Genomic DNA, 25405 nt, shown 5'->3' on the forward strand with positions numbered 1-25405 from the left:
AGTATGGTGAAAAAAGTGTTCTAGATATGAAAAAAGGAATATACAATGCTACAAAACAAGTAGAACAAATAATCATTTTCTCAAAAAATGTCCTGGATAAAGGCAGGTGACATCATGTGGAGAACGTGCCCTTATTACAAGTGAAAAAAATGAGTAAGGCGTTTTCAAATCAGCTTGTACTTAAAGAAGTGAACTTACAAGTAGAGCGTGGTGATATATACGCTTTAGTTGGAGGTAATGGTGCTGGAAAATCAACATTAATGAAAATATTAACGGGGTTATATTCGTATGATAGTGGAGAAATGTATGTAAAAGGTATGAGACAACAGTTTACAAATCCAAAAGAAGCACATAGTAAAGGGATTTACTTAATACCACAAGAACCTCTCATTTTTTCGCATATGACCATTGAAGAAAATATATGTATCGGTCTAAAGGAGAATAGAAAGAAACTAAAGGTAAAAGTTCAGCAATTACTTGACAGTTTAGGTTGGGATATTGACCTGAAGGAGCTAGGAGGATCGCTATCCATTGCACAGCAACAATTAGTAGAAATCGTTAGAGGATTAATAAGAGAAGCCGAGATTCTTATTTTAGATGAGCCAACATCGACATTAACAACTCACGAAATGAAGAGTCTTTTTGTGTTGCTGAAAAGTTTACAAGAAAAAGGAATTGGAATGATATACATTACGCATCGCTTTCCAGAAATCTTTGAAATTGCAAATAAAGTAGCGATATTACGTGATGGAATGATTACAAACCAAGGGGATGTATGTGATTATACATATGACATATTGATGGAGGGACTATTACCAAAAGGGTATAAGCAGAAAGAGAAAAAAGAAGTAGTTCACGAGACAGAAAGGACGAAAAAAATATTAGAAGTGATTAATGTGAATGGTCACGCGTTCGAAAATATATCACTAACTGTACATGCTGGAGAAATTGTAGGTATTGCTGGCATTGTTGGATCAGGTAGAACAGAATTGGCAGAAGTGATATTTGGATTAAAAGCTATACAATCAGGTTCAATTTTATTAGAAGGAAAATCAATTGATACATGTTCTTTACATAAAAGGCTAAGTGAAGGACTAGTTTACGTTCCAGAGGATCGGGCGAGAAATGGGATTTTTTCAATCGCATCTGTGAAAGAAAATATGACAGCAGCATGTTTACAGCAAAATAATCGCTTTTTTATTAATCGAGAAAAAGAAAGCGCTTTAGTAAAATCGTTTATAGAGCAGTTCCGAATTGTTGTACCGAATACGAATGAAGAACTTGCATCTTTATCCGGAGGTAATCAGCAAAAAGTCGTGCTTGCGAAATATCTCGCATGTAATCCGAAAATCATTATTCTAGATGAACCAACACGCGGAATTGATGCGAAAGCAAGGCTTGAAGTGTATGAGACGATAGAAGAAATGAAGAGTGAAGGACTCGCCATAGTATTAATCTCTTCGGATGTAGAGGAAATTGTTCAATTAGCAAACCGTGTATATGTGATGCGAAATGGACAATTTGTTTCACATTTGGAGAAAGAAGAAATAAGTGTGGATGAGGTTACACGCCTTGCATACGGAGGTGTAACAGAATGAAACGTTTATTTAAAATGCACGAAACATCTATCATACTGTTATTACTAATTTATATAGCTGTAGTTGGAATGATAAATCCTAGTTTTGTTCAGTTTAACTCATTATCTTTAGTAATGAAATCAAGTGTTATTTTAGTCGTTTTAGCAATTGGCCAATCTTTCGTCTTATTTACGAAAAATATAGACGTATCAGTTGGCTCGATTATGGGAATAAGTGCGGCGGTTTGCGGAATGATGTTAACGAATGAATATAGTGCATTTTTGTCTATACTTGCCGCTATTTTACTAGGCTCTATTATCGGTTTCATAAACGGGATTGGCGTTGCAAAGTTTCGGGTACCGGCCATTATTATGACGTTAGGTATGCTAGGGGTCATTAGAGGTACGATGTTAATTTTTACAGGAGGAAAGTGGATTGAAGATATTCCAAATGATTTTAAGCAGCTGTCATCACTCGTTATACTTGGTTTGCCAATCACCGTATGGAGTGTTCTTATTATTTTATTACTACTGTATTTCTTTTTAATGAAAGTGCCGTACGGAAGATACTTCTACGCAGTTGGTGATAATGAAGACGGTGCGAGACTCATTGGGATACCTATAGATAAAGTGAAGATAAATGCGTTTATTATATCAGGTATAAGTGCGGGGATTGCTGGTTGCATATTTGTTATGAATATCGGGTTCGTTCCAAATCAAACAGGTACAGGATTAGAATTACAAGTAATCGCTGCTGCTGTACTAGGAGGAATTCATTTAAAAGGAGGAACAGGATCTATACTTGGAGCCGCATTAGGAGCGTTATTTTTAGAAACAATAAGCAGTTCACTCGTCTTTTTAAAGATACCGGCATTTTGGAATAATGCTATTTCAGGTTTTCTATTATTACTTATCATCATATTGGATAGTGTTATGAAAAAGTGGAAATCAGAAAGGAGGATGAATCTATGAAGTATTTTTACAGATGGGAAGGTGTTCTAATCGTATTGCTTCTTATAGAATTCATTCTCTTTAGTTTTCTAAATAGTGATTTCTTAAACGTTAGTAATCTCCTTTTTAGTACGAATGATTTTCTATTTATCGCAATCGCGGCGATACCAATGACTTTCGTTATTGTAACAGGAGGAATTGATGTATCGGTCGGCTCAATAATGGGACTCACTTCGATCTTGATTGGTGTACTTTGGATGAACGGAACACCTATTTTGTTTGCTGTCATAATTGCCCTAATAATTAGTTGCATCGCAGGCGCTTTAAACGGACTCATTATAAAAATGACAGATGTAGAACCACTCGTCGTTACACTCGGAACGATGTTTTTATACGGAGGGATTGCACTCGTAATTTCAGGAGGAGCGGGTGCTTCTGGATACGAAGGAATTAGTGGTTTACCTGATATTTTTGTACAACTGGCAAATGGAAATTATATAGGAATACCTAACTTATTATGGTTACTTATCGTATTAACATTGATATGTACTACACTGTTTCACAGAACGATATATGGGCGCCACGTTAAACTAACAGGGGCGAATGAAAATGCAGCGAAATACACTGGGATCAAAACGAAAAAAGTAGTTATCATTGCTTACATACTTTCTGGGTTAGGAGGTGGATTAGGGGGAACTTTCTTAACTGCATATTTCGGTTCCGCCCGTGCTGATATTGGAAGTGAAACGATTTTACCAATCATTACAGCAGTCGTATTAGGCGGAACACTAATTACAGGTGGAAAAGGTAGCATTTTTGGTACTGTACTTGCTAGTATTTTCATTGGAATTATGCAGTATGGTCTACAAATGACAGGTTTAACAAATGAACAATCAAATGTAGTAATTGGTATTATCCTTATTCTTTCAGTTATTATGAGACATTTCAAATTACATCTATTCACAATGGGGAAAAGAAGGAATTTGCATAAGGGGGAAATGTCATGAAGAGAAAACTGGGGATTGTATTGATTGTATGTATTTGTTTAATCGGATTAATTGCTTGCTCTAGTCAAACGGCAGATAAGAAAAAAGCTGATGATGTAAAATTTGCATTTATCCCGAAATTAACAGGAGTTGGTTTCTTCACATCGGGCGGTGAAGGAGCAAAAGAGATGGGGGATAAATTAGGCGTACAAGTGAAGTATGATGGACCGTCTGAAGCAAGTGTTTCAGGGCAAGTAAAATATATAAATAATTTTATTAATCAAAACTATGATGCGATTATGGTTTCATCTACGTCAGTGGATGGACTATCGCAATCACTGCAACGTGCAAAGAAAAAAGGGATGACGGTGTTAACGTGGGATTCTGATGTGAATCCGAAAGATCGTTCATTTTATATAAGTCAGGGCACCCCAGATCAACTTGCAAACTTATTAATTGAGATGACTTCAAAGCAAATTGGAGATAAAGGAAAAGTAGCATTCTTTTATTCTAGTCCAACAGTAACAGATCAAAATCAATGGGTAACGAAAGCAAAAGAAATTATTAAAAAGAAATATCCGAACTGGGAAATTGTAACGACGCAGTATGGTGAAAATAATGCGCAAAAATCATTATCAGTAGGGGAGAACATACTAAAAACGTATCCTGATATTAACGCAGTCATTTGTCCAGATGCAACAGCACTTCCAGCAATGGCGCAAGCAGCTGAAAACTTAAAAATGGATAAAAAAGTTGCCGTAACTGGATTCTCTACACCAAACGTCATGCGTGATTACGTAAAACGAGGGACAGTACAGCAATTTGGTTTATGGGATGTAAAACAACAAGGCGCTCTCGCAACGTATGTTGCAAATGAAATTGTTGTAAAAGGGAAGAAGTTAAAAGTAGGGGATAGCTTCGAAGTAAAAGGTATCGGAAAAGTGAAAGTAGAGCCTAATTCAATTCAAGGATATGATTACGAGGCAGAAGGAAACGGAATTATCGTATTGCCAGAACGAGTTGTATTTACGAAAGATAATATTGATAAGTATAATTTCTAGTAACGAAAAAACGTCCGAATATATCGGACGTTTTTATTTCTTTATTAATTATGAACCGTTTCTTTTTCGTTTAATCCAAGTGTACGTCCTGTGGAAGCATGTAAATCTTGGAATAGCTTCGGATTTTCAGTGAGTGAAATGCCATAAGAAGGGATCATCTCTTTTATTTTTGACTCCCATTCGAGCATACGGCCTGGGAAACATTTTTCTAATACTTCAAGCATGACGTGAACGGCAGTAGATGCACCTGGAGAAGCGCCAAGTAACGCAGCAATGGAGCCGTCAGCAGCACTGACAACTTCTGTACCGAATTGAAGCGTTCCTTTACCACCAGCATCAGTATCTTTAATTACTTGCACACGTTGGCCAGCAACTACAATATCCCAATCTTCACTTTTCGCATTCGGAATGAATTCACGTAATTCTTCCATACGTTTTTCATGTGACAGCATAACTTGCTGGATTAAGTATTTTGTTAGTCCCATTTCTTTTACACCAGCTGCTAACATCGTTAAGACGTTATTTGGTTTTACAGATCCGATTAAATCAAGGTTTGAACCAGTTTTTAAGAATTTAGGTGAGAACCCTGCAAACGGTCCAAACAGTAAAGCTTTTTTATTGTCTATATATCTCGTATCCAGATGAGGAACAGACATTGGCGGAGCGCCAACTTTAGCTTTACCGTATACTTTTGCATGATGTTGCTCAACAACCTTTTGATTTTTACATACCATAAATAGTCCACTTACTGGGAATCCACCGATATGTTTTGATTCGGGAATACCCGTCTTTTGTAGTAGAGGTAGACTACCACCACCGCCTCCAATAAAGACGAATTTTGCAGTATGATGCTCGATTTTTCCACTGTTCATATCATGTACTTTTACATCCCACAAACCGTTCTTTGTGCGTTTAATATTTTCAACACTATGTTTGTAGTTTAGCTCGACATTTTTAGTTTTTAAGTAATCAAACAACATGCGCGTTAACGCACCGAAGTTAACATCTGTTCCAGAATCAATTTTTGTTGCAGCCATCGCTTCATTAGATGCACGGCCATCCATAATGAGTGGAAGCCATTTTTGTAATGTTTCAGGAGCATCAGAATATTCCATTCCTTGGAATAACGGATTTTTTGAAAGCGCTTCAAAACGGTTTTTTAGAAACTCTACATTTTTTTCCCCTTGTACTAAACTCATATGGGGTAGTGGCATAATAAAATCTTGTGGATTACGAATTAAATTTCGTTTTACAAGATATGCCCAAAATTGTCTTGAAAGCTGGAACTGCTCATTCACTTTTACAGCCTTACTAATATCTATAGATCCGTCAGATTTTTCGGAAGTATAGTTAAGCTCGCATAGCGCAGAATGCCCCGTACCTGCATTATTCCATTCATTAGAGCTTTCTTCCCCGGCACTTGCGAGTTTTTCAAAAACTTTAATTTCCCATTCTGGTGCTAATTCTTTCAGCAATGAGCCTAACGTTGCACTCATAATTCCTGCACCGATTAAGATAACGTCTGTTTTTTGCTGCATGTTGCTCATGATAATCTCTCCATCCCCTATATTGGCAAAAAAGAGTAGGTGTTTACTATATCTAAGCCGTAAAATTGAAAACACCGCCTAGGCCCCACCTAGGTGTATACCTTTTTTGTCTCAATTATATAACCATCTCATACTCTATTATAATAATTAATAGACTAAAATATCTAGTGTTATCTGATAATTTTAAACTATTTAACGTTATATTTGCTAAAATTCTTATTTAACAAGCACTTTTCAGTTAATGAATAGATAAAAATTACGGTTTGAAATTATCTCGAAAAAGCTTACATCCCCCTAAGTGGTTTGGAAGGGTCCCTTTTTATAGAATTTTATTACTGCGAATGGTAAGATTATTCAGAAAAATAAAAAGGGGGATATCGATGCGAACACAAGAAAAAATCGCAAACTTATTTCGAAATTTTTCAATAAAAGAATGTAAAGGGTCAAGTGACTTGTATGAATACTTATCTATAAAAATTGCTGAAGATGATGAAGTGCTTACATTATCTTCCTACGCTCAAGTAGGCCAACCAGTTCCAAACTTATTATTAGGCGCAGTACATTATTTATTACTAGCAGGGAAAGAACATTATTTGAAAACGTATTATAGTAGCTTAGTTGAAAATGCTAATACAAATTTTGATCAAGCTTTTGATCAGTTTAAACATTTTTGTAAAACGTACCGAGAAGAAATTATTACTCTATTACAAACGAAACTCGTTCAAACAAATGAAGTAAGACGATGTGCATATTTATATCCAAGTTTCAGCTACATATTTAATAAAGTGAATAAACCGTTAGCGTTAATTGAAATTGGGACAAGTTCTGGATTACAACTATTCTGGGATCAATATAGTTATTCGTACGGAACAGATGAAACATACGGAAATATAAACTCGAATGTACATTTAACTTCTGAAATAAGAGGAGAGAATGTGCCTCATTTATTAAAAGAAAGTCCACCTGTCGCAGAAAGAATCGGACTAGATTTACATGTAAATGATTTACATAGTGACGAAGATTATTTATGGCTACGTGCCCTAATTTGGCCAGAACATAAAGAAAGGCTTGAACTGTTTGACCAAGCAGCATCTTTAGTAAAAAATGAATCTGTTCAACTAATAGAAGGAGACGGTGTAGAGTTATTGCCATCTATTATTGAACAAATAAGTGGAGATGCTGTAATTTGTATTTTCCATACACACGTCGCAAACCAAATACCTGAACAAGTAAAGCATAAGTTAGAAAAACAAGTGCAAGAGATCGGCGGAAAACGTGATGTATTCCACCTATATAACAACATGTGGGACCGGGATCTTCATATTGATTATTATATTAACGGAAACGAATATCGTGAAACGGTTGGGGAAACAGAAGGGCATGGGAGATGGTTTAGTTGGAAGCTTGAAAATCGAACTTTATGCTAAAGAAAATTTATCAATTATGGGTTTCGTCACCAATATTCGTAATAAAAACAGTTGACAGAAGGTAATCCGTCAACTGTTTTTTCTTTTTATTAAATTTGTTTTATGTATCCAATGTAAGTGTTAAGCATGTCCCTGCTGCATGTTGCAAATAGCCGATGAGATAATTAGAAACCACTGGTTAATGAGCTATATTACTAGTTTAAGAATTTATAACTTCAAAAGGAAAAACCAAGGGAAAATAAATATTTAAAATGAATATATAATACATGCGAGAACGAGCACAATTGGATAGGGGGCTTTCAAATGCATATGAACGAACGAATGAATTTGCAGGTAACTAGTCAGGCTCTTCAGGTAATGAATAACGGAATTGCTGTTATAAGTCATGATGGAATCATCACATATAGCAACAAACTATTCTGTAGCATGTTACATAAAAAAGAGAATGAAATAATAGGTCAGCATATATCAACGATTATTCCTGATCGTAAGAAGTTAGTAGTGAATCAAAGTGATAGTTTGTACAGGTATGAATGCAGGAGTGGCAACCAAGTTTTAATTGTGAATGAATCCCGTGTATATCAGAATGAGACAGAATACGGATCAATTGCCATTCTGGAAAGTAAGGGGAAAAGTATACAGTCTTTGGAAAGCATCATAAGTCGATATGAAAGTGCCTTACATTTACTGTCTGAGTGCATTCTAGGGGTAAATGAACAAGGAATTGTTAATTTTTTAAGTGGTTCTTATGCACAATTTTTAGGGATTGATGATCCGAAGGAAGCAATTGGAAAGCATTGTACGGAGGTTGTTGAGAATACGAGGATGCATATTATCGTAAAGACGGGAAAGATGGAAATTGGGCATATCCAGCGTATAAGTAATCGGAATATAATCGCAACGCGCATACCTATCATAAAGGAAGGCAAGATTATTGGAGCAATTGGTAAAATTATGTTTCATGATATACAGCAGTTTAAAGCTTTGGGAGACCAAATTAGTGAAATGGAATCAAAGTTATCTTACTATCAAACTGAATTACAGCGGCTGCAAGAAGGGCGACTTTCCTTTCAAAGCATTATAGGAGAGAGTGCAAAAATGAAAGAAGTCAAAATGATGGCTTTAAAGGTTTCTAAAAGTCGGTCTACCGTTTTGATAAGAGGAGAGAGTGGTACAGGAAAAGAGCTCTTTGCACACGCGGTACATCGTGCAAGTCCGCGTGCTAGTGGCACATTTATTCGTTTGAATTGTGCTGCGATTCCAAGGGAGCTTTTGGAGGCTGAATTGTTTGGATACGAAGAAGGGGCTTTTACAGGGGCGAAAAAAGGTGGTAAGCCTGGGAAGATTGAGTTAGCGGATAAGGGAACGTTATTTTTAGATGAAATTGGTGATATGTCTTTGGACATGCAGGTGAAGTTGCTTCGTGTATTACAAGAGAAAGAGATTGAAAGAATTGGAGGTACGAAAGTTCAAAAGGTTGATGTCCGTTTCATTGCGGCGACACATCGAAATCTCTGTGAAATGGTGCAAAGAGGGGAGTTTAGGGAGGATTTATATTATAGGTTGAATGTGTTTGAGATTGATATTCCTCCGTTAAGAGAGAGAAAAGAAGATATGATACATATAACGGAATTTTTAATTAAGAAACTGAATGGTGAGCTAGGTAGTAAAGTTCTTTCATTGGATAAGAGAGTAAGAGATATATTCATGGAGCATGATTGGCCAGGGAATATTAGGGAGCTAGAGAATGTGTTAGAACGAGCGATGAATGTTATAGAAGAAATGATTATTCAAGTGCATCATCTTCCTGCCTATTTAAGGAAAAAAGATTTGGAAGAAGAGTTAAACCATGAGATATTTACGATGGACCAAGAGAAGCATGAGATGAGTTATTTACTGCAGACGGAAGTGGAATCCGCTGAAAAACGTGCGATTACGAGAGCTTTGGAAAAAACAGTTGGAAATGTAAAAGAGGCAGCTAAGCTTTTAGGAATTCATCGGGCCAGCTTATATCGAAAAATAGAAAAATACGAAATGTCATGAAGGAAAGTAAAGGGCAAATAGGCCCTTTTTTTGTTTGTAGTAATAAACATTGTCTCTTTTTTGCGACATTTTCTTATAGTTGCGACATGGTTGCTATTGTTTGTAGCGTAAATGCGACACGTGAAGTTGGTCAAGTAAAGGAGATTATGAAGGAATAAGGGAATTGGGAATGAGTCGATTTTTGGCATGTTTCTTGCTATATAAATAAAAAAGATTGTAGCAGGAAGGGGATGGAATACAATGCTGGAAAATCATAGCTTACCGCATTTTATTATGCAAAGTATCGAAAAAACACCAAGTAAAGTGTATTTGCAATTTGAAGAACAAAGGGTTACATATGAGGAGCTTTATCATCGAATCACAAGAGCCATAGCGGGGTTTTGTGAGCTAGGTATTCAAAAAGGAGACAAGGTTTGTATTATGCTTCATAATACTCCTGAATATTTAGATGTATGGTTTGCTTTATCTTTTATGGGAGCAATTGCGGTGCCTCTGAATGTGCATTTAAAAGGAGAAGGTTTGCAGTATATTGTATCTCACTCTGATTGTAAGTTAATTATCGTTGATAAGGATTTTGTTCCTCAAATTGCCTCTTGTTTGTCATTTATACATAGGGACATTCAAATTGTTGCTTACGGAAGTAATGAAAGCGCGGTCATTATAGGCGATGGTAAAGAGCGGTTAGTAATCGAATTGAAAGATGTACTAAATACAAATAATCATCAACTTCCAACGGCATTTGTTTCTTCCACTTCTATTAACAGTATCCTTTATACCTCTGGAACAACTGGATTACCTAAAGGTGTCATGTTAAGTCATTCTGCTTATGTAAATTCTGCACAGTCATTTGCCAACTATATGGTTGGTGCAAGTTCAAAAGATGTCTTATTTACAGCGCTTCCGTTATTTCATATAAACGCCCAGGCTCATACAGTACTCGGAGCCATTTCTTCTAATGCGACAATTGCTCTTGGTAAACGGTTTAGTGCTTCTAGATTTTGGGATGAAATTCGCAGCCATGGCGCAACCATTTTTAATTCTTTAGGATCTATGATTCCTATTCTTTACAAGCAGCCAAAAAAGGAAAATGATAATGACAATTTAGTAAGGGTGACGGCTTGCGCTGCTACGCCTAAGGAGTTTTGGAAGCCGTTTGAGGAGCGATTTGGCGTCCGGATTGTGGAAGGTTACGGATTAACGGAAACGACTGGTTTTTGTGTAACGAATCCAATTCATGCCAACAAGCCACCTGCTATAGGAAAACCATATTCTTACGTAGAGACGAAGATTGTCAATGAAGATGGAAATGAGGTACGGACTGGTGAAATTGGAGAGATTTTTATTCGTTCCTTACAGGGACAAGCATTCATGGAAGGCTATTATAAAATGCTTGATAAAACAGAGGAGGCAATGAAGGAAGGATGGTTCCATACAGGAGATCGAGGTTATCTAGATGAGGAAGGTTATCTATACTTTTACGATCGAGTCAAACAGTGTATCAGGAGGCGTGGTGAAAATATCTCCTCTTGGGAAATCGAAAAAGTTGTGAATAATCATCCAAAAATACTTGAATCAGCGGCCATCGGTGTCCCGTCAGAAGTGGGAGAAGAGGATGTCAAATTATATGTGATTGTAAAGAAAGATGAAACGATGTCCCATGAAGAGATTATAGATTGGTGTCAAGAACGTATGGCTTACTTTATGGTACCTAGATATGTTCAGTTCAGTGAAACTTTCCCAAAAACCGCGACGGAACGGATTCAAAAGTTCAAGCTGCAGGAGGAAGGAATCGGCGGTGCTTGGGATCGCGAACGGGTTGGTTATGTAATTAAAAGAACGAGTTGATGTGCTGATTTTACCTCATATCATATTAGAAAGAAGGGATTGGATTGGAAAATAAGCGAGTTGTTACATGGTCCAAAGAAAATGGAATCGCAACGATTATCATTGATAATCCTCCTGTAAATATACTAAGCGGTGCTGTGGTAGAGCAACTGACGGTAGCGGTCGATGAAATTGAACGGGACGATGAAGTAATTGTTGTACTTCTAACTGGCGCTGGTGGAAAGGCCTTTGTTGCAGGAGGGGACATTAAGTCGTTTCCGGAATGGATTGGGAAAGGAAGTGAATACGCGGAGGAAAAATCATTGTGGCTTCAGAATCCGTTAAATAAAATTGAAAGATTGCCGAAGCCTGTAATCGGTGCTATTAACGGACTAGCGCTTGGAGGTGGGTGTGAATTAGCTTTATCGTGTGATTTACGGATTATTGAAGAACACACCCAAATCGGGCTTCCAGAAGTAAAATTAGGCCTATTTCCAGGTGCGGGAGGAACGCAACGTTTACCTCGATTAATCGGAACTGCAAGTGCAAAGGAAATGATGTTTACTGGTGAACCACTCACTGCAGAAGTAGCATGGCGAGTTGGTTTGGTGAATCATGTTGTTCCGTGTGGCGAATCGCTTAATAAGGCGAAGGAACTAGCATTGAAAATGGCTCGGTTTTCTCTTCCTGCATTATCTTTGATGAAGCAATCTATCGATAAAGGGATATCTTCTTCTCTTGAGGACGGATTAAAAATAGAAGCTGAAAATTTTGGACATGTGTTTCAAACGAGTGATGTAAAAGAGGGAGTGGAGGCTTTTATAGAAAAGAGGGCACCAATCTTTCATCATAAATAAAAAGCTATAACTATAATATGCCAAAAAGTAATGCCTGCCTCTGGCAGGCATTACCACAATATATACAAACAGAAAAGGATACAAAGTTAAAAAATCCATATTATTGAGGGGGATTGGGGTTATGGATTTATTGATTGTATTGTTATCGCTTGGCTTGCTTATTTTTGTGGCTTACCGAGGATTCTCAGTCATTTTATTCGCTCCGTTATGTGCGTTGCTCGCTGTGTTTTTAACAGAACCGGCGAATGTTTTACCATTTTTTTCTAATGTTTTTATGGCGAAGATGGTTGGATTTATAAAATTATATTTTCCTGTATTTTTGCTTGGAGCGATATTCGGTAAAGTGGTAGAAATCACTGGAATAGCAGAAAAAATCGCGAAAATTATTATCCGTTTTATAGGTGTGAAAAGAGCAATTCTTTCCATCGTATTAATGGGAGCGATTCTTACATACAGTGGTGTCAGTTTATTTGTCGCAGTATTTGCGATTTATCCATTTGCGGCGCAATTATTTCGCGAGGCGGATATTCCGAAACGTCTCATTCCAGCAACAATCGCATTCAGCGCATTTACGTTTTCGATGGATTCGCTTCCTGGATCGCCTCAAATCCAAAATGTTATTCCAACTACGTTCTTTAAAACTGATATTTATGCCGCTCCTACATTAGGAATTATAGGAGCAATGTTTATCTTTATATGTGGCATGTTGTATTTGGAAAGATGTAGGAAGAAGGCTGCTGCTAAGGGAGAGGGGTACTTCGGAAAAGGTGGCGCTACTTCTGAGATGGCTGCTACAACTAGCGCGCAATTGGTGCAAAATCCGATTGCTTCCAGCGATGTGATTCCAGCTAGTTACTGGATAGCATTTCTTCCGCTTGTACTGGTTGGAGTCATGAATAAAGTCTTTACAGAATTCATTCCTGTTTGGTATACAAAGGGATTTGATTTTGCATCCATAGGTTTGAAGGAGTACGGAACAATTGATATGGGACAAGTCGTGGGGATTTGGTCAGTGGAAATGGCACTTCTTATCGGAATATTATCTGCTATAATATTAAACTTCCAAGCGGTAAAAGAACATTTTCAATCAATTACAAGCGTTGGAGTGAGTGGTTCAATCTTAGCAGCTATGAACACTGCAGCCGAGTATGGATTTGGTGCCGTTATAGCAGCTTTACCTGGATTTGTCATGATTCAAAATTATTTAACGGGGACTTTCTCAAATCCTTTAATTAGTGGAGCAGTCATGACGAATATATTGTGTGGGCTGACGGGATCAGGCTCGGGTGGAATGAGTATTACATTAGGTTTAATGGCAGAAAAATATATTGAAGCGGCAGCGAACTTTGATATTCCGTTAGATGTGCTGCATCGTGTAATTGCTATGGCGGCAGGAGGTATGGATACTTTACCTCATAACGGAGCAGTTATAACTTTACTTGCAGTTACAGGATTAACGCACCGGGAAGCTTATAAAGAGATTTTTGGTATTACGATAATTAAGACACTTGCCGTATTCTTCGTTGTTGGAGTGTATATGACGTTTTCTATTGTATAGTAGGGAGGTTGCTTGATTGATTGTTAATAATAACGCAGTCATTTTTTCAGATAATGAATAATGGTAAATATAAACATCCACCATTTTGTGAAATGATGGATGTTTATATGTTTTTAAGGGATTTCCTAGAAAATTTCAGTAATTAGAGGTGCGACATATAATATTATTATGTAAACTGTTGTAATCAGTATTCTAAACTGCTAAATAAACAATATAACATGTATGTTTACTTAGCAGTTTGAAAAATATTTAAACAGTTAAAAAAGCGGAATACTTTTCGGAAAGTTAAAGACATTTTTCGGATCGTATTTCGCTTTTACTTCCATTAATCGGTCAAAGTTGCAGCTGAAGTATGCATCTGGCCAATCTTTAATAGATAGGTCGGGAGTGTTAACGTAAACACCTTTTGTAAATGGCAGCATTGCTAAGCGAAAGTCTTCCACCCATCGAATACTTGCAGCCGCACCTTCTTGTTGCCCCCAAGTAGCGAATATTGACATGTTTGATAGTGCTTTTCGGTAAAAATAAGCTGTAGCTTCATTTGGCACCTCAGCAACAGCACCGCCTAATCCGTGGAAAAATACGGAGGTGGTGGCATGAGGAGGTGAATTTTTAATAAAGTGATCAATTATGGATAGTCCTTCTTCTGGTAGGAGTTCATATACGTATGGACCTACACTTTTAAATGGTAAAGGAGTTGCCGGCTGTTTCTCAGCTATTTTCTTTGCTGCTTCTGCCCAAGGTATTTCTTCGATAGTTACTTGTAGTGGTGAACCAGCTTTTAATAATGGTTGTAGTAACGTCTGCAATTCTTGAACAGAACCGAGAAATACACCTTGTATTAATAAAGATGGTTCGAACGCTGCAGACATGAAAAGAGTGGTTGTAAGTCGTTTATCAGCGCAAGGTAGTGTGTAAGTTTGCCAAGTGTTTACTACGTCTTTTAAATCGGATATTCCCCAACTTATTTCTGCAAAGCACACCGTATTAATTTTATGCGTTCGGAATTTAAACGAAGTACATATGCCAAAATTACCACCACCAGCACCGCGTGAAGCCCAAAAGAGGTCAGAGTTACACTTTGTATTAGCACGTATTATACAGCCGTTTGCGTCTACCATTTCTAATTCAATTAAATGATCGAGAGTTAATCCAAATGGACGGGAGAGAATGCTATGTCCGCCTCCTAAAGTAACACCTGCAATACCAGGTGTCGGACAAACTCCACTTGGCACAACTAATCCTTCAGCTGCAAGTGTTTCAATTAAAGAAATGTTCCTCCAGCCTGTTCCGATTGTTACAGTTCCACTTTTGTGATCTATTTCTAATTGTTTCATTTCACTTACATCAATTACAAGGCCAGCATTGCTAACGGATAATGCCTCATAGTTATGACGTCCAGAGCGCATACGCATAGGGATGTTATGTAGCCTTGACCAGCGAACGGCATTCACTACATCTTGCGTATTTTGAGCAAAGACAATGATTAACGGGAATTTGTTAAAGAATGTGTTGAACTCCTCACGAGCTGAATTATAGTCCGGATCATTAGGTGTAACGATACGACCAGTAAGTTCGATTTTTTGATTACTCATTTTATCCTTCTCTCCTTCTTACAAAATAAAATGCTTATTATGTGGAAAAGCAGCAAGTAAACAATGATTTTACTTTAAGATTAAATGTAGAAAGACAGGGGAATATTCCGGTAAAGAAAAAAGCAGTGCTTCATATATGTAGCACTGCCTTTTTGTAATTATATGTATGTACTCAAAATCTCCTTAGGTAATCCATCAATCTCGCAAACTTTTTCAGATGTAAAACCTACATTTATAAAAGATTAACAAAGGTAATTGTTAATCTTTGGTTAGTGTCGTACATACAATATGTAATTAAGTATGTGTACTATGGAGCGAATACAGAAAAGGGTGAATGAAGCATATGAATCCATTTGAGCAAATGATATATATTGGTGTCATCATGTCTATTGTACTATCTGTAATGATTTTAGGATCTTTATATTATAATCCGCGTCTTTCGTTAACTGATTATCCAAAAGATATTCAAAAGGTAGTTTTTCCAAAATCGATTTATGAAAAAAAGCAAACATTCTACTTTAATATCGCATATAATGCTATTCTTTTCGGTACTCCTTTCGTTTCTACATATATACTACATAAACATAAAAAATTATTATATATAGATGCCTATTTACATACTTTTGGTATTTTAATGATTTTCATTTTAGTAGATTTGTTTATACTGGATTGGCTAATTTTTTGCTGGATTACCCCGAAATTTGTTGTTATTCCTAGTACAGAAGGGATGAAGGGATATAAAGATTATAAGTTTCATTTAAGAGGGGCTATAGTCGGCACCAAAATTTTAGCAATCGTAAGTTTGTTTTTAGCGGGACTTGCGACAACTATGTAGTATAAAATGTATTGTTTCATTTTGTTTTGATTGAAGAATTCTAGGTGACTTTTAACATGTTTTTAGTTTTTATAATACAGCCTCATAAATATTAATATATGTTATATAGAGTGAAAATTCATTTTATAAAAAGGGGTGTGTTATGAAAGAAACGAATGAATCTTCAGGAAACGGTTTAAGGAAAGATATAAAGTTCTCTATTATAATCCCTGCACATAATGAAGAAAAGTACATTGGAAAATGTTTAGATTCAATTTCAAAGGCAGCGGAAGCATATAAAGATCAAACTGAAGTGATAGTGGTTTTAAATCGTTGTACAGATAAATCAGAGGAAATCGCAAAGGAGTATAACTGTATTACATTAAAAAATGATGATAAAAACTTGTCTAAAATTCGAAATACAGGAGCCGAAATAGCTAACGGAGAAATAATCATTACTATAGATGCTGATACCCAAATGACAGAGTCTTTTTTGTCTAACGTAGACAAAAATTTAGTTTCAGGTAAATATATTGGCGGTGGGGTAACTGGTAAGTTTGAAAGAATATCTTTAGGAATATTTGTTTCCGCATTGTTAATAATAATTCCTTTATTTTTTAAGTATGGGGCTATATCTGTCGGGATTTTTTGGTGCTATAGAAAAGATTTTATGGCGATTAATGGATTCAATGAAAATATGCTTATGGCAGAAGATGCAGATTTTGCAAAACGGTTAAAAGAATGGGGAAAACAACAAAATAAGAAGTTCGGTACAATAAAAAATGGAATGATAACTTCGTGCAGAAGATTTGATACATATGGAGATTGGACTTTAGTTAAAAATCCAAAAATAATCTTAGCTTATTTAAAGGGTAATGATAAAAAATATGCAGATAAAACATATTATGATAATCAAGAAAGATAACTGTAGAAATTCTTAAACAAATAGCCTTTCGCTCACCTCATTTTATATATGATGAGGTGATTTTTTATTTATAGAATGCAAACGTATAAATTTGATATTCTTGAAGAAAAAGAATATTCCTAACAACAACATATTAAGTAGTATTAATATATTGTTACAAAAGTTTTGATATTCTGTGAAAACACCTGATTTTATGGAAGCATTTGATATAATAGAAGTCAAAAAAACGTAATGGAGGCTAATATGAAAAAAATAATTGGCGCAGCAACAGCAACAGCAACAGTTTTTGGGATGGGTGCTTTTACCACGGTTGCTACTGCAGAAACAATCGTAACAGCAGATGTACTCAACGTACGTGAAAAACCGACTACGGAATCAAAAGTTGTCGAAAAGGTAAAGGAGGGACAAGAGTTAAAAGTAATAAATACCGAAGATGGATGGTCAAAAATTGATTTAAACGGTAAAGAAGTGTTTGTAAGCTCAGAGTTTACAAAAGATGTGTATCATGTAACAGCGAATTTGTTAAATGTCCGTTCTGATGCAAATACAGAATCAGAAATTCTTGGCAGACTGAAAAAAGATGATGTAATTGAATCAACGCATCAAGTAAAAGACGGTTGGCTACAATTTGAGTATAAAGGAAAAACGGCCTATGCAAATGTTTCTTTCCTATCAAGTACAGCCCCAGTTGAAAAAAAAGCTGAAGAGAAAACGAAGAAAGTAGCGAAAGTACAAAAAACAGTTAAAGCTAAGGAAGAAGTTAAAACACAAAAGATAGCAAAGCCTAAGGAAGAAGCGAAAGTACAAGAAGTAGTAAAGCCTAAGGAAGAAGCGAAAGTACAAGAAGTAGTAAAGCCTAAGGAAGAAGTGAAAGTACAAGAAGTAGTAAAGCCTAAAGAAGAAGTGAAAGTACAAGAAGTAGTAAAGCCTAAGGAAGAAGCGAAAGTACAAGAAGTAGTAAAGCCTAAGGAAGAAGCGAAAGTACAAGAAGTAGTAAAGCCTAAGGAAGAAGCGAAAGCCCAAGAAATAGCGAAGGCTAAAGAAGAAGCAAAAGCCCAAGAGATAGCGAAGGCTAAGGAAGAAGCAAAAGCTCAAGAAATAGCAAAGGCTAAGGAAGAAGCAAAAGCTCAAGAAATAGCAAAGGCTAAGGAAGAAGCAAAAGCTCAAGAAATAGCAAAGGCTAAGGAAGAAGAGAAAGCAAGAGAAATAGCCAAAGCTAAGGAAGAAGAGAAAGTAAGAGAAATAGCCAAAGCTAAGGAAGAAGCAAAAGTAAAAGAAGAGTCTAAAAATAACATACAGTCTGCTAAACGTGAATTAACGGTAGTAGCGACAGCGTATACTGCTGATCCAAGTGAAAATGGTACGTATGGTGGACGCGTTTTAACTGCGATGGGGCATGATTTAACGTCTAATCCGAATATGAGAATTATCGCAGTGGATCCGAAAGTAATCCCATTAGGATCTAAAGTATGGGTAGAAGGTTATGGAGAAGCAATCGCTGGTGATACTGGAAGTGCTATTAAAGGAAATCGTATTGATGTTTTAATGGGTTCAAAAAGTAAAGCTATGAATTGGGGAAGACAAACTGTTAAAGTTAAGATTCTTTAATAAATATAGTTAATTAGATAGAAGTCAGTTCTCTTTATTGAGACTGGCTTTTATTTTTGAGTTAATATGATTCATTCATGGAAAGAAAAAGTAAATATATTATATATCAAATCATTTACTATGTACTTTCACTCGTAATAGTGTAATTAAGTTTAAAGTATAGGTGTATTCTAGTGTTAATTTTTTTATAATGAAGTGAATCAGATTTATATAAAGCGAGGATAGAATATGACAATGGAATTATATGGGGAACAGTATAATGGCATGAAAGGGTATAGGGTATTAGAAGGGAAAGAATCCTACAATCATTACTTTGGTGGTGAAGAGTGTAATTTACCATTTTGTAAGTTATGTGGTGAGAATATGCATCAAATTCTCTGTTTTGATTTAAAAGATGAGAGGATTGCTGAACTTAAAAGTAGTGAGCTAGACATTTTACCTTTAGTTTCATGCTTGAATTGCTCGATGGTGTGGGAACCGCAATATTTTCAGTTAAGTGATGGAGGTAAGACGGTTCGAATCATACAGCAGCAAAATACAGAAGAATGGATAATGGAAGAGGAATATAAGTTACCAGTTTCATTACCAAAAACAACGGTAAAGCTTATAAATATGAAAAATGAAGATATACCTACTGATGAAGATAGTTACTGGGAAGCTTTCGACTTGTTCGGTTCGGAATATATATGTAGATTATTAGGGGCACCATTATATGGAGATATTCCAGAAGATTTGGCATGTCCAAGTTGCTCTACAGAGATGAAGTATGTTGCTACAATTTCACAAGATATCGAGGAACGCGGACTTATTTCGGTAGTTGATTTCCAGTTTGGGGAAATGAATATATATTATTATTTATGTAAAGATTGTTCAATTATAAAAACTGAAATACAAAGTACATAAAGAAAATAAGACTGACATATTCTGTCGGTCTTATTTTTGTATCACAACATCAGTAAGAATCGTATTAAATATATCTTTTTGCGTGAAGTCATCTGTAAAAATAGTTTCCCTAGCAACTTCAATTGTATCGTGTGGGTTATACCATTTTTGTAGGGAATCCTCACTAAATTCATGTCGCTTTTCCCTTGTATTATGTCGTCGAATCGTTTCGTCTAACGATAAATCAAAGTAATATGTATACGCGTTTCCTTCAAAATAATGTATTAATTCTTTCAGCATATCACCATATCTACGATTGTTTAAAATACCTTCTAAAATAACAAACTTACATTTTCCTTTTCCATACTTCGTAATTTCAAATAGTAAATCATGTGATAAATTACCCATCGTGTCGTGTACTTTAAGCATATCTCTACGCACGACATCTTGTGAGACTAAAAGTGTACCTTGTCCGAAATGTTCTTGTAGTTCTTTTGCGATTGTTGTCTTGCCACTTGCGGAGTTTCCTCTAAGGATAATTAATGTTGATGTTAGTATAGGATGTGACATAATATATTATTTCCTCCGGTTTCTTTCTGAATTTTATTGTATAGAAAATTTTAACAAATTAAACAAAGAAAGTGTATAATCAATATGTTGGAAATATAAAGGAGGGAGCTAAATGGGAGAGAAATTAAAAAAAGCACAACCTATATGGAAACGAACGTGGTTTCGCTATCTAGGGGCATTTTTAATTGTGCAATTACTATTTATTATTTGTGAAATGACTGCATGGGCACCAAACTTCAGACCTGGCGGAGAATTTTTTAATAGAATATTAAACTCTCAATTTTTTACAGAATGGTTCACACTCTATACAATCCCGCAATTTAATGTATTTACAGCGTTTTTTGCGATTACATTATTACCGTATGCAGTGATAGGTGCAATTAAAGATTTAACATTAAGAAAACATATAAATGAACAATAGAGGTGTTTTATGTTATTTCAAAAAGGAAATGTATCAGTTAGGTACGTAATAGAAGATGATGCACCTATCGTTTCCAAATGGTTATCAGATCCGGAAGTCCTGCAGTATTACGAAGGACGAGATAATTCGCAATCTGTAGAACAGGTACTGGATCATTTTATACATAATCCAAATAGTCATGAAAAAAGGTGTTTAATAGAATTTGATACCGTTCCGATTGGTTATATACAAATGTACCCAGTAGATGCTGAATGGAAAGCGTTATATGGGTATGAAGAATCGCATAATGTATGGGGAATGGACCAATTTATCGGAGAACCGGCCTATTGGGGGAAAGGAATTGGAACTAAACTTGTTCAGGCAGCAATTACATATATTATGGAGAATGCGGAAGCAGAAGCAATCGCAATGGATCCTAAAGTAAATAATGGACGCGCGATAAAATGTTACGAAAAATGCGGATTTAAAAAAGTGAGGATTTTAAAGGAACATGAATTGCATGAGGGGAAATTAGAAGATTGCTGGATGATGGAATATAAACAATAATAATAGCTTATATAAACAAAGGGGGATGCGTGAAATGAAAAAAGCTTTAATCGTAATTGATGTGCAAGAAGGTATGTATACAGCAGGAATGCCAGTACATAATGGGGAAAAGTTTTTAGAAACATTACAAGAGCTTATAGGAGAATGCCGTTCAAATGATATTCCGGTTATTTATGTACAACATAACGGGCCGAAAGATCATCCTTTGGAAAAAGGTACAGATGGCTGGAAAATCCATGCGGCAATTGCTTCACAAGATGGGGACAGTATCGTTGAAAAGACGACGCCAGATTCATTCCATAAAACAAATTTAAACGAAGTATTACGAGAAAAAGGAATTGAGCACGTTATTATTTCAGGCATGCAGACGCAGTACTGTGTGGATACGACTACACGCAGAGCGTTTAGCGAAGGATATAAAGTAACGTTAGTAAGTGATGGACATAGTACATTTGATACTGAAGTGTTACGTGCTGAAGATATTGTGAAGCATCATAACTTAGTATTTGGAGCGTTTGCTGATGTTGTTGCATTAAAAGATTTGAAAGTGGAAGCGTAAGTGGGAAAGCGGCTGCCTGTAAAAGAATGGCCGCTTTTTTTTATTTGAAATCAAGTTGTCGAAGTGAATCAATAAATCGATTTGATTGATCCTAATGATTGAATGAAAATTACACATATTGTACCAGTCGCATAAATATTTATTAAATCGCTTGAAATTAATAAATAAGTTAACGCAACGTACGGCATCAATGAAAGTTTCGCTGGTGTATAGCCCATATAAAAAAGCTCACTTCTCATATAAAAATAGATGAGGAGTGAGCTTTTTTATTATGAATAATGACAGATTATAATAATTAGAGTTATAAGAGATATGATGTTTAGTATATTTTTATCTGTTGGTGTATATATGTTGTATTTATTCTTTTTGGATTTCAAATGAAATTTCTTTAGCTGCTTCTAAAGCTATTTTTTTAGCTTCTGCTTTAACATAGGACGCTGCTATAACGTATCCATATCGATGTCCCATTGATGTAGGTGGTTTTAGAAAAGTTCCTTTTTTAGGTTTTATATAAACTTTCTCTACACCAGGATATCTAGAACTACGATTTTTCCCTGTAACTCGAATTAGTTTTCCGATAGATTTAACTGTTAGGTAATGAGCATACACATATTTATGATGTTTTTTATTTAGTGAAGGTTTATTTCCTAACATTAATTTAATAGTTTCTTGTACTAAGTTGATTCCATGCCCAATTTCAATTATGTCATTCATTGCTCCACCTGATATTCTGGGGTTTATCTCAATTAATTTCCAAACATCTTTTATTCTCCGAAGTTCTAGATGACAAGCTCCATTTTTCATATTAAAAGCCTGAATAACAGAATTAACTGCATTGAAAAGACTATTGTATAGTCTTTTGTCTACCTGTCCTAGTAAAGAATAACCAGTAACGATAAAGCGTTCAAAAAGTGTGATTTCTTGTTCAATTACTGCTATAATATGGACTTTTCCATTTTGAACTAAAATTTCGACTAAGTACTGAGGTCCATCTATATATTCTTCAAGTAGAATTTCTTCATTAGGTAATTTTTTTAAAAGACTTTGTATAGATAAAATTAATTGATCTTTATTTTTTACTAATAATACATCTTTTGATCCTGTTGATTTAGGGGATTTCACAATAAGAGGGAAATTTATCTTATTAGTTTTTTTAAAAAAAGATGATAATGATTCTGTCGGTTTATAAATTAAATAGTTGAGTGAGATTGGTAAATCTTTAAGTACATGACGAGTTAATATTTTGTTTTCCATATGATGGATAGCTTTAGTAGATACAATATTTGAGCAAAATTTTTCTGATAAACGTGCAGCCATATAAACATAAGGGTCAATAAAACTAAAGATCCCTTTTATGTTTTTTCCTGATTTATTTAATTTTTCAATTGTTGTAATTATATTATCATAATCATTTATATCAGTGAAAATCATCTGATGTACATCAGGGAATATAGTACGTTCATTAATAAATTTTGTTTTTTTAGTTAATAAAACAGTAAAGAAATTAAGTTTTTCAGCTGCTTTGATTGCTTCCCTACTTGATCCCGATTTATTTGTTTCAATGAAAACGATAGTATCCATTTGATGTCACCTTAACCTTTATCATTTATCATTTTATAAAACCTCAGATTTATTATTTCTATAGGTAGAGTATTAAATGGAGGTTAAGCTTGTTCCGGGTTTTTCGAAAAATGGTTGAATGAGGGAGAACTTGAATATATATATAATGAATTTGATATTTGTTTTGAAAAAGATCTTTAGAAAGAAGGGAAGAAGAACTGACATGACTATAATTGGTATGCTTCATCATCGGAAAGATCCGAATGACGTAAAGAAAGCATATACTTACGCTGCTGTAGCTAAAGCTGAAGGTGTGGAATTTTTTTATTTTACTTTAGGGAAAGTAAATATAGAAACGAAGAAGATTTTAGGTAAAACTTATGAAAATGGTAATTGGATTGAACAAGAATTTTCTTTTCCAGATGTTATTTATAATGCAAGTGTTCATATTAGTGATAAAAATCAGCAAATCTATGATTATCTACATGAAAAAGTTCCTTTTACAAGTCATTCAATTGGAAATAAATTAAGTGTATATAACAGAATAAATAGAGCAAAAAAATTTAAGCAATATCTTATTCCTTTTTATGAATTAAATGATGTGAATAAGTTTTTTGACATGATTAATCGTTATGAAAAACTTATTATTAAACCAATTTCTGGACATCAAGGTAGTGGTGTTGTTTTCATTGAAAAAAATGGGATGAATTACAGTATGAATGAGTCAGAACAAATTTCATCTATTAATAAAAAACAATTACGGAGCTTTATATCTGATAAGATTCAAGAGCAAGGATACATAGCTCAACAGTTTATTTCATGTCAAATGAAATCTGGTCATGTTTATGATTTTCGATTGCATGTTCAAAGAAATGGAGAAGGCAGGTGGGTTGTTACTTCTATATTCCCGAGAATAGGTCCATTAGGAAGTATTGTATCAAATATGGCTAAGGGTGGTTATAGTACTTATTTAGATGTTTTTTTAAAATCGGAGTTTGATAACGAGTGGTATAATATGAAAAGGTATTTAGAACGATTTGCAGTAACTTTTTCTAACCATTTTAATTCTTTATTTAAGGATGTATTATTTGATGAGTTAGGAATTGATGTAGGGATTGATAAAGATCGAAAATTGTGGTTATTTGAGGTGAATTGGAGACCAGGAGTACCTAATATATTTAATCTTGAATTAGATGTAGCTAGAAATTTAATTCACTATGCTAGATATTTGGCTAATAAACCTAAATAAGAAAAGTAGAAAAATAAAATGAAACCTAAAAAACTTAGTATACCAATGTTTCTATTAATCCCTCTTTCTATATCTCCTATAAAATTATTCTCCACGCATCCCGAAATTCGGCGGATGCTGGACTGTCGTCAAGTCGACGTACCTCATACGAGCAAAATACCGGAATCTGATAATACATCCTTCATTGTGGGCGGGGGCACATATTTATAAAAAAATACGCTTGTCCAAACCATTATCATTCTCCATTCATTTAATATTACAAAAGGGGGGAGAACATGGAAAGCAATGAAGAAATCACGTTTCGATTTGTAAAAAAAGATGGAGAAGAAATTAATTTGGGGAATTTTTCTAATAAACGAAAAATTGTCATTGTCATTAATAATCAGATTACATTTGCACCGAATACAACACAAATTGCCAGTGGGGCCGGACAAAACAGTGCGGCAGGAAGTAATGCAGCAATTGATTCATCGAATACAAGACAGCAACAAACGGTGGGCGCTGGAGGCGAAGCCATAAATAAGGGAATTAGTGGTGACCAGATTGAACCGCATAAAATGAAAAAAGAAACTTCGGATGAAGAGGAAGAACTTGTAATTATCATCAATAATCAAATTAATAAAACCCGTAAGGAACAGGCTAGTGCTACTCAAGTGGCAAGTGGTGGTGGAGATGACAGTGCAGCTGGAACCAACGCTGCTATCGAAAGTTCTAATACTAAACAGCAACATGCAGTGGGAGGCGGAACGGATAGTTCGGCAGAAAATGCAGGTGAAGAAGGCGACCAAATAGAAAAATGCGATTAAAGAAAAGGGCAGAATCTGGATCTTCGGATACAGATTCTGC

At 35.3% G+C, this 25405-nt stretch carries 23 protein-coding genes and 1 pseudogene; 18 read left to right on the plus strand and 6 right to left on the minus strand.

Annotated features, from left to right (window positions below):
- The first annotated feature begins 116 nt into the window (after positions 1–116).
- Genes BAQ48_RS15930 through lsrB form a run of 4 tightly spaced genes read left to right on the plus strand, consistent with a single transcriptional unit; the run spans position 117 to position 4574 of the window.
- Positions 117–1598 carry a sugar ABC transporter ATP-binding protein gene (locus BAQ48_RS15930; RefSeq protein WP_071711837.1) on the plus strand — a complete coding sequence of 494 codons (1482 nt, stop codon included), beginning with the start codon at positions 117–119 and terminating at the stop codon, positions 1596–1598.
- Positions 1595–2548, plus strand: a complete 954-nt coding sequence (locus BAQ48_RS15935; protein ID WP_071711838.1) for an ABC transporter permease subunit — start codon at positions 1595–1597, stop codon at positions 2546–2548. The genes BAQ48_RS15930 and BAQ48_RS15935 overlap by 4 nt, the downstream gene beginning before the upstream one ends.
- Positions 2545–3534, plus strand: coding sequence for an ABC transporter permease (locus BAQ48_RS15940; RefSeq protein ID WP_071711839.1), 990 nt, complete (start codon positions 2545–2547; stop codon positions 3532–3534). Before BAQ48_RS15935 ends, BAQ48_RS15940 begins: the two co-directional genes overlap by 4 nt.
- On the plus strand, positions 3531–4574 hold the full coding sequence (lsrB, locus tag BAQ48_RS15945; RefSeq protein WP_071711840.1) for an autoinducer 2 ABC transporter substrate-binding protein LsrB: 1044 nt from the start codon (positions 3531–3533) through the stop codon (positions 4572–4574). Before BAQ48_RS15940 ends, lsrB begins: the two co-directional genes overlap by 4 nt.
- A 44-nt stretch (positions 4575–4618) precedes the next feature.
- Here the strand turns inward: lsrB and BAQ48_RS15950 are convergent, their stop codons facing one another.
- Positions 4619–6121 (minus strand): malate:quinone oxidoreductase, encoded by a 1503-nt coding sequence (locus BAQ48_RS15950; RefSeq protein ID WP_000069150.1) that lies wholly within the window; start codon positions 6119–6121, stop codon positions 4619–4621.
- Between the two features lie 380 nt (positions 6122–6501).
- On the opposite strand from BAQ48_RS15950, the gene BAQ48_RS15955 reads away from it, so the two are divergent.
- From BAQ48_RS15955 to BAQ48_RS15975, 5 genes are all read left to right on the plus strand, one after another.
- Positions 6502–7548 (plus strand): DUF2332 domain-containing protein, encoded by a 1047-nt coding sequence (locus BAQ48_RS15955; RefSeq protein WP_071711841.1) that lies wholly within the window; start codon positions 6502–6504, stop codon positions 7546–7548.
- 303 nt (positions 7549–7851) lie between these two features.
- Positions 7852–9591: a sigma 54-interacting transcriptional regulator gene (locus tag BAQ48_RS15960; protein ID WP_071711842.1), complete on the plus strand. Its 1740-nt coding sequence runs from the start codon at positions 7852–7854 to the stop codon at positions 9589–9591.
- Between the two features lie 240 nt (positions 9592–9831).
- Complete coding sequence (locus tag BAQ48_RS15965; protein ID WP_071711843.1) at positions 9832–11436, plus strand: ATP-dependent acyl-CoA ligase; 1605 nt, start codon at positions 9832–9834, stop codon at positions 11434–11436.
- Positions 11437–11480: 44 nt separating this feature from the next.
- On the plus strand, positions 11481–12272 hold the full coding sequence (locus BAQ48_RS15970; RefSeq protein ID WP_071711844.1) for an enoyl-CoA hydratase: 792 nt from the start codon (positions 11481–11483) through the stop codon (positions 12270–12272).
- 121 nt (positions 12273–12393) lie between these two features.
- Complete coding sequence (locus BAQ48_RS15975) at positions 12394–13830, plus strand: GntP family permease (RefSeq protein ID WP_071711845.1); 1437 nt, start codon at positions 12394–12396, stop codon at positions 13828–13830.
- Between the two features lie 257 nt (positions 13831–14087).
- Here the strand turns inward: BAQ48_RS15975 and BAQ48_RS15980 are convergent, their stop codons facing one another.
- Together BAQ48_RS15980 and BAQ48_RS27090 are read right to left on the minus strand one after the other, a co-directional pair.
- Positions 14088–15425 carry an FAD-binding oxidoreductase gene (locus tag BAQ48_RS15980; RefSeq protein ID WP_071711846.1) on the minus strand — a complete coding sequence of 446 codons (1338 nt, stop codon included), beginning with the start codon at positions 15423–15425 and terminating at the stop codon, positions 14088–14090.
- A gap of 158 nt (positions 15426–15583) precedes the next feature.
- Positions 15584–15661: pseudogene (locus BAQ48_RS27090) on the minus strand (GNAT family N-acetyltransferase); the annotation flags it as partial.
- A 107-nt stretch (positions 15662–15768) separates the two neighbouring features.
- Between BAQ48_RS27090 and BAQ48_RS15985 the strand changes: the two are divergent.
- From BAQ48_RS15985 to BAQ48_RS27645, 4 genes are all read left to right on the plus strand, one after another.
- The gene (locus tag BAQ48_RS15985; RefSeq protein ID WP_071711847.1) at positions 15769–16260 is read left to right on the plus strand and encodes a nitroreductase; all 492 of its coding nucleotides are present in this window, start codon (positions 15769–15771) and stop codon (positions 16258–16260) included.
- A 142-nt stretch (positions 16261–16402) separates the two neighbouring features.
- Positions 16403–17164 (plus strand): glycosyltransferase, encoded by a 762-nt coding sequence (locus tag BAQ48_RS15990; RefSeq protein WP_071711848.1) that lies wholly within the window; start codon positions 16403–16405, stop codon positions 17162–17164.
- Positions 17165–17407: 243 nt separating this feature from the next.
- On the plus strand, positions 17408–18772 hold the full coding sequence (entB, locus tag BAQ48_RS15995) for a cell wall-binding protein EntB (protein WP_071711849.1): 1365 nt from the start codon (positions 17408–17410) through the stop codon (positions 18770–18772).
- A gap of 228 nt (positions 18773–19000) precedes the next feature.
- Positions 19001–19675, plus strand: a complete 675-nt coding sequence (locus BAQ48_RS27645) for a hypothetical protein (RefSeq protein WP_071711850.1) — start codon at positions 19001–19003, stop codon at positions 19673–19675.
- A 30-nt stretch (positions 19676–19705) separates the two neighbouring features.
- Here BAQ48_RS27645 and BAQ48_RS16005 read toward each other — a convergent pair whose 3' ends face one another.
- Entirely contained in the window at positions 19706–20224 is a 519-nt protein-coding gene (locus BAQ48_RS16005; RefSeq protein WP_071711851.1) for a kinase, read from the minus strand.
- Between the two features lie 112 nt (positions 20225–20336).
- On the opposite strand from BAQ48_RS16005, the gene BAQ48_RS16010 reads away from it, so the two are divergent.
- Genes BAQ48_RS16010 through BAQ48_RS16020 form a run of 3 tightly spaced genes read left to right on the plus strand, consistent with a single transcriptional unit; the run spans position 20337 to position 21750 of the window.
- Positions 20337–20645, plus strand: coding sequence for a YfzA family protein (locus BAQ48_RS16010; protein ID WP_071711852.1), 309 nt, complete (start codon positions 20337–20339; stop codon positions 20643–20645).
- Between the two features lie 9 nt (positions 20646–20654).
- The gene (locus tag BAQ48_RS16015) at positions 20655–21191 is read left to right on the plus strand and encodes a GNAT family N-acetyltransferase (RefSeq protein ID WP_071711853.1); all 537 of its coding nucleotides are present in this window, start codon (positions 20655–20657) and stop codon (positions 21189–21191) included.
- A 34-nt stretch (positions 21192–21225) separates the two neighbouring features.
- Positions 21226–21750 (plus strand): cysteine hydrolase family protein, encoded by a 525-nt coding sequence (locus BAQ48_RS16020; RefSeq protein ID WP_071711854.1) that lies wholly within the window; start codon positions 21226–21228, stop codon positions 21748–21750.
- 68 nt (positions 21751–21818) lie between these two features.
- Here BAQ48_RS16020 and BAQ48_RS27975 read toward each other — a convergent pair whose 3' ends face one another.
- Together BAQ48_RS27975 and BAQ48_RS16025 are read right to left on the minus strand one after the other, a co-directional pair.
- A complete protein-coding gene (locus BAQ48_RS27975) occupies positions 21819–21989 on the minus strand; it encodes a hypothetical protein (RefSeq protein ID WP_207544841.1) in 171 nt (56 codons plus the stop codon).
- 118 nt (positions 21990–22107) lie between these two features.
- Positions 22108–23331, minus strand: coding sequence for an ATP-grasp domain-containing protein (locus BAQ48_RS16025; protein ID WP_071711855.1), 1224 nt, complete (start codon positions 23329–23331; stop codon positions 22108–22110).
- A 130-nt stretch (positions 23332–23461) separates the two neighbouring features.
- On the opposite strand from BAQ48_RS16025, the gene BAQ48_RS16030 reads away from it, so the two are divergent.
- A complete protein-coding gene (locus tag BAQ48_RS16030; protein WP_071711856.1) occupies positions 23462–24559 on the plus strand; it encodes a YheC/YheD family endospore coat-associated protein in 1098 nt (365 codons plus the stop codon).
- 275 nt (positions 24560–24834) lie between these two features.
- Positions 24835–25365, plus strand: coding sequence for a hypothetical protein (locus BAQ48_RS16035; RefSeq protein ID WP_071711857.1), 531 nt, complete (start codon positions 24835–24837; stop codon positions 25363–25365).
- Positions 25366–25405: the final 40 nt, after the last annotated feature.

This window comes from Bacillus luti, from assembly GCF_001884105.1.
Classification (GTDB): Bacteria; Bacillota; Bacilli; order Bacillales; family Bacillaceae_G; genus Bacillus_A; species Bacillus_A luti.

Coding starts and splice junctions, on each gene's coding strand:
- BAQ48_RS15985 (WP_071711847.1), top strand. CDS start 15,769: ATGAATCCATTTGAGCAAATGATATATATTGGTGTCATCATGTCTATT.
- BAQ48_RS16010 (WP_071711852.1), top strand. CDS start 20,337: ATGGGAGAGAAATTAAAAAAAGCACAACCTATATGGAAACGAACGTGG.
- entB (WP_071711849.1), top strand. CDS start 17,408: ATGAAAAAAATAATTGGCGCAGCAACAGCAACAGCAACAGTTTTTGGG.
- BAQ48_RS15960 (WP_071711842.1), top strand. CDS start 7,852: ATGCATATGAACGAACGAATGAATTTGCAGGTAACTAGTCAGGCTCTT.
- BAQ48_RS27645 (WP_071711850.1), top strand. CDS start 19,001: ATGACAATGGAATTATATGGGGAACAGTATAATGGCATGAAAGGGTAT.
- lsrB (WP_071711840.1), top strand. CDS start 3,531: ATGAAGAGAAAACTGGGGATTGTATTGATTGTATGTATTTGTTTAATC.
- BAQ48_RS16035 (WP_071711857.1), top strand. CDS start 24,835: ATGGAAAGCAATGAAGAAATCACGTTTCGATTTGTAAAAAAAGATGGA.
- BAQ48_RS15940 (WP_071711839.1), top strand. CDS start 2,545: ATGAAGTATTTTTACAGATGGGAAGGTGTTCTAATCGTATTGCTTCTT.
- BAQ48_RS16020 (WP_071711854.1), top strand. CDS start 21,226: ATGAAAAAAGCTTTAATCGTAATTGATGTGCAAGAAGGTATGTATACA.
- BAQ48_RS15935 (WP_071711838.1), top strand. CDS start 1,595: ATGAAACGTTTATTTAAAATGCACGAAACATCTATCATACTGTTATTA.
- BAQ48_RS15980 (WP_071711846.1), bottom strand. CDS start 15,425: ATGAGTAATCAAAAAATCGAACTTACTGGTCGTATCGTTACACCTAAT.
- BAQ48_RS27975 (WP_207544841.1), bottom strand. CDS start 21,989: ATGAGAAGTGAGCTTTTTTATATGGGCTATACACCAGCGAAACTTTCA.
- BAQ48_RS15975 (WP_071711845.1), top strand. CDS start 12,394: ATGGATTTATTGATTGTATTGTTATCGCTTGGCTTGCTTATTTTTGTG.
- BAQ48_RS16005 (WP_071711851.1), bottom strand. CDS start 20,224: ATGTCACATCCTATACTAACATCAACATTAATTATCCTTAGAGGAAAC.
- BAQ48_RS15955 (WP_071711841.1), top strand. CDS start 6,502: ATGCGAACACAAGAAAAAATCGCAAACTTATTTCGAAATTTTTCAATA.
- BAQ48_RS15990 (WP_071711848.1), top strand. CDS start 16,403: ATGAAAGAAACGAATGAATCTTCAGGAAACGGTTTAAGGAAAGATATA.
- BAQ48_RS16025 (WP_071711855.1), bottom strand. CDS start 23,331: ATGGATACTATCGTTTTCATTGAAACAAATAAATCGGGATCAAGTAGG.
- BAQ48_RS16015 (WP_071711853.1), top strand. CDS start 20,655: ATGTTATTTCAAAAAGGAAATGTATCAGTTAGGTACGTAATAGAAGAT.
- BAQ48_RS15965 (WP_071711843.1), top strand. CDS start 9,832: ATGCTGGAAAATCATAGCTTACCGCATTTTATTATGCAAAGTATCGAA.
- BAQ48_RS15950 (WP_000069150.1), bottom strand. CDS start 6,121: ATGAGCAACATGCAGCAAAAAACAGACGTTATCTTAATCGGTGCAGGA.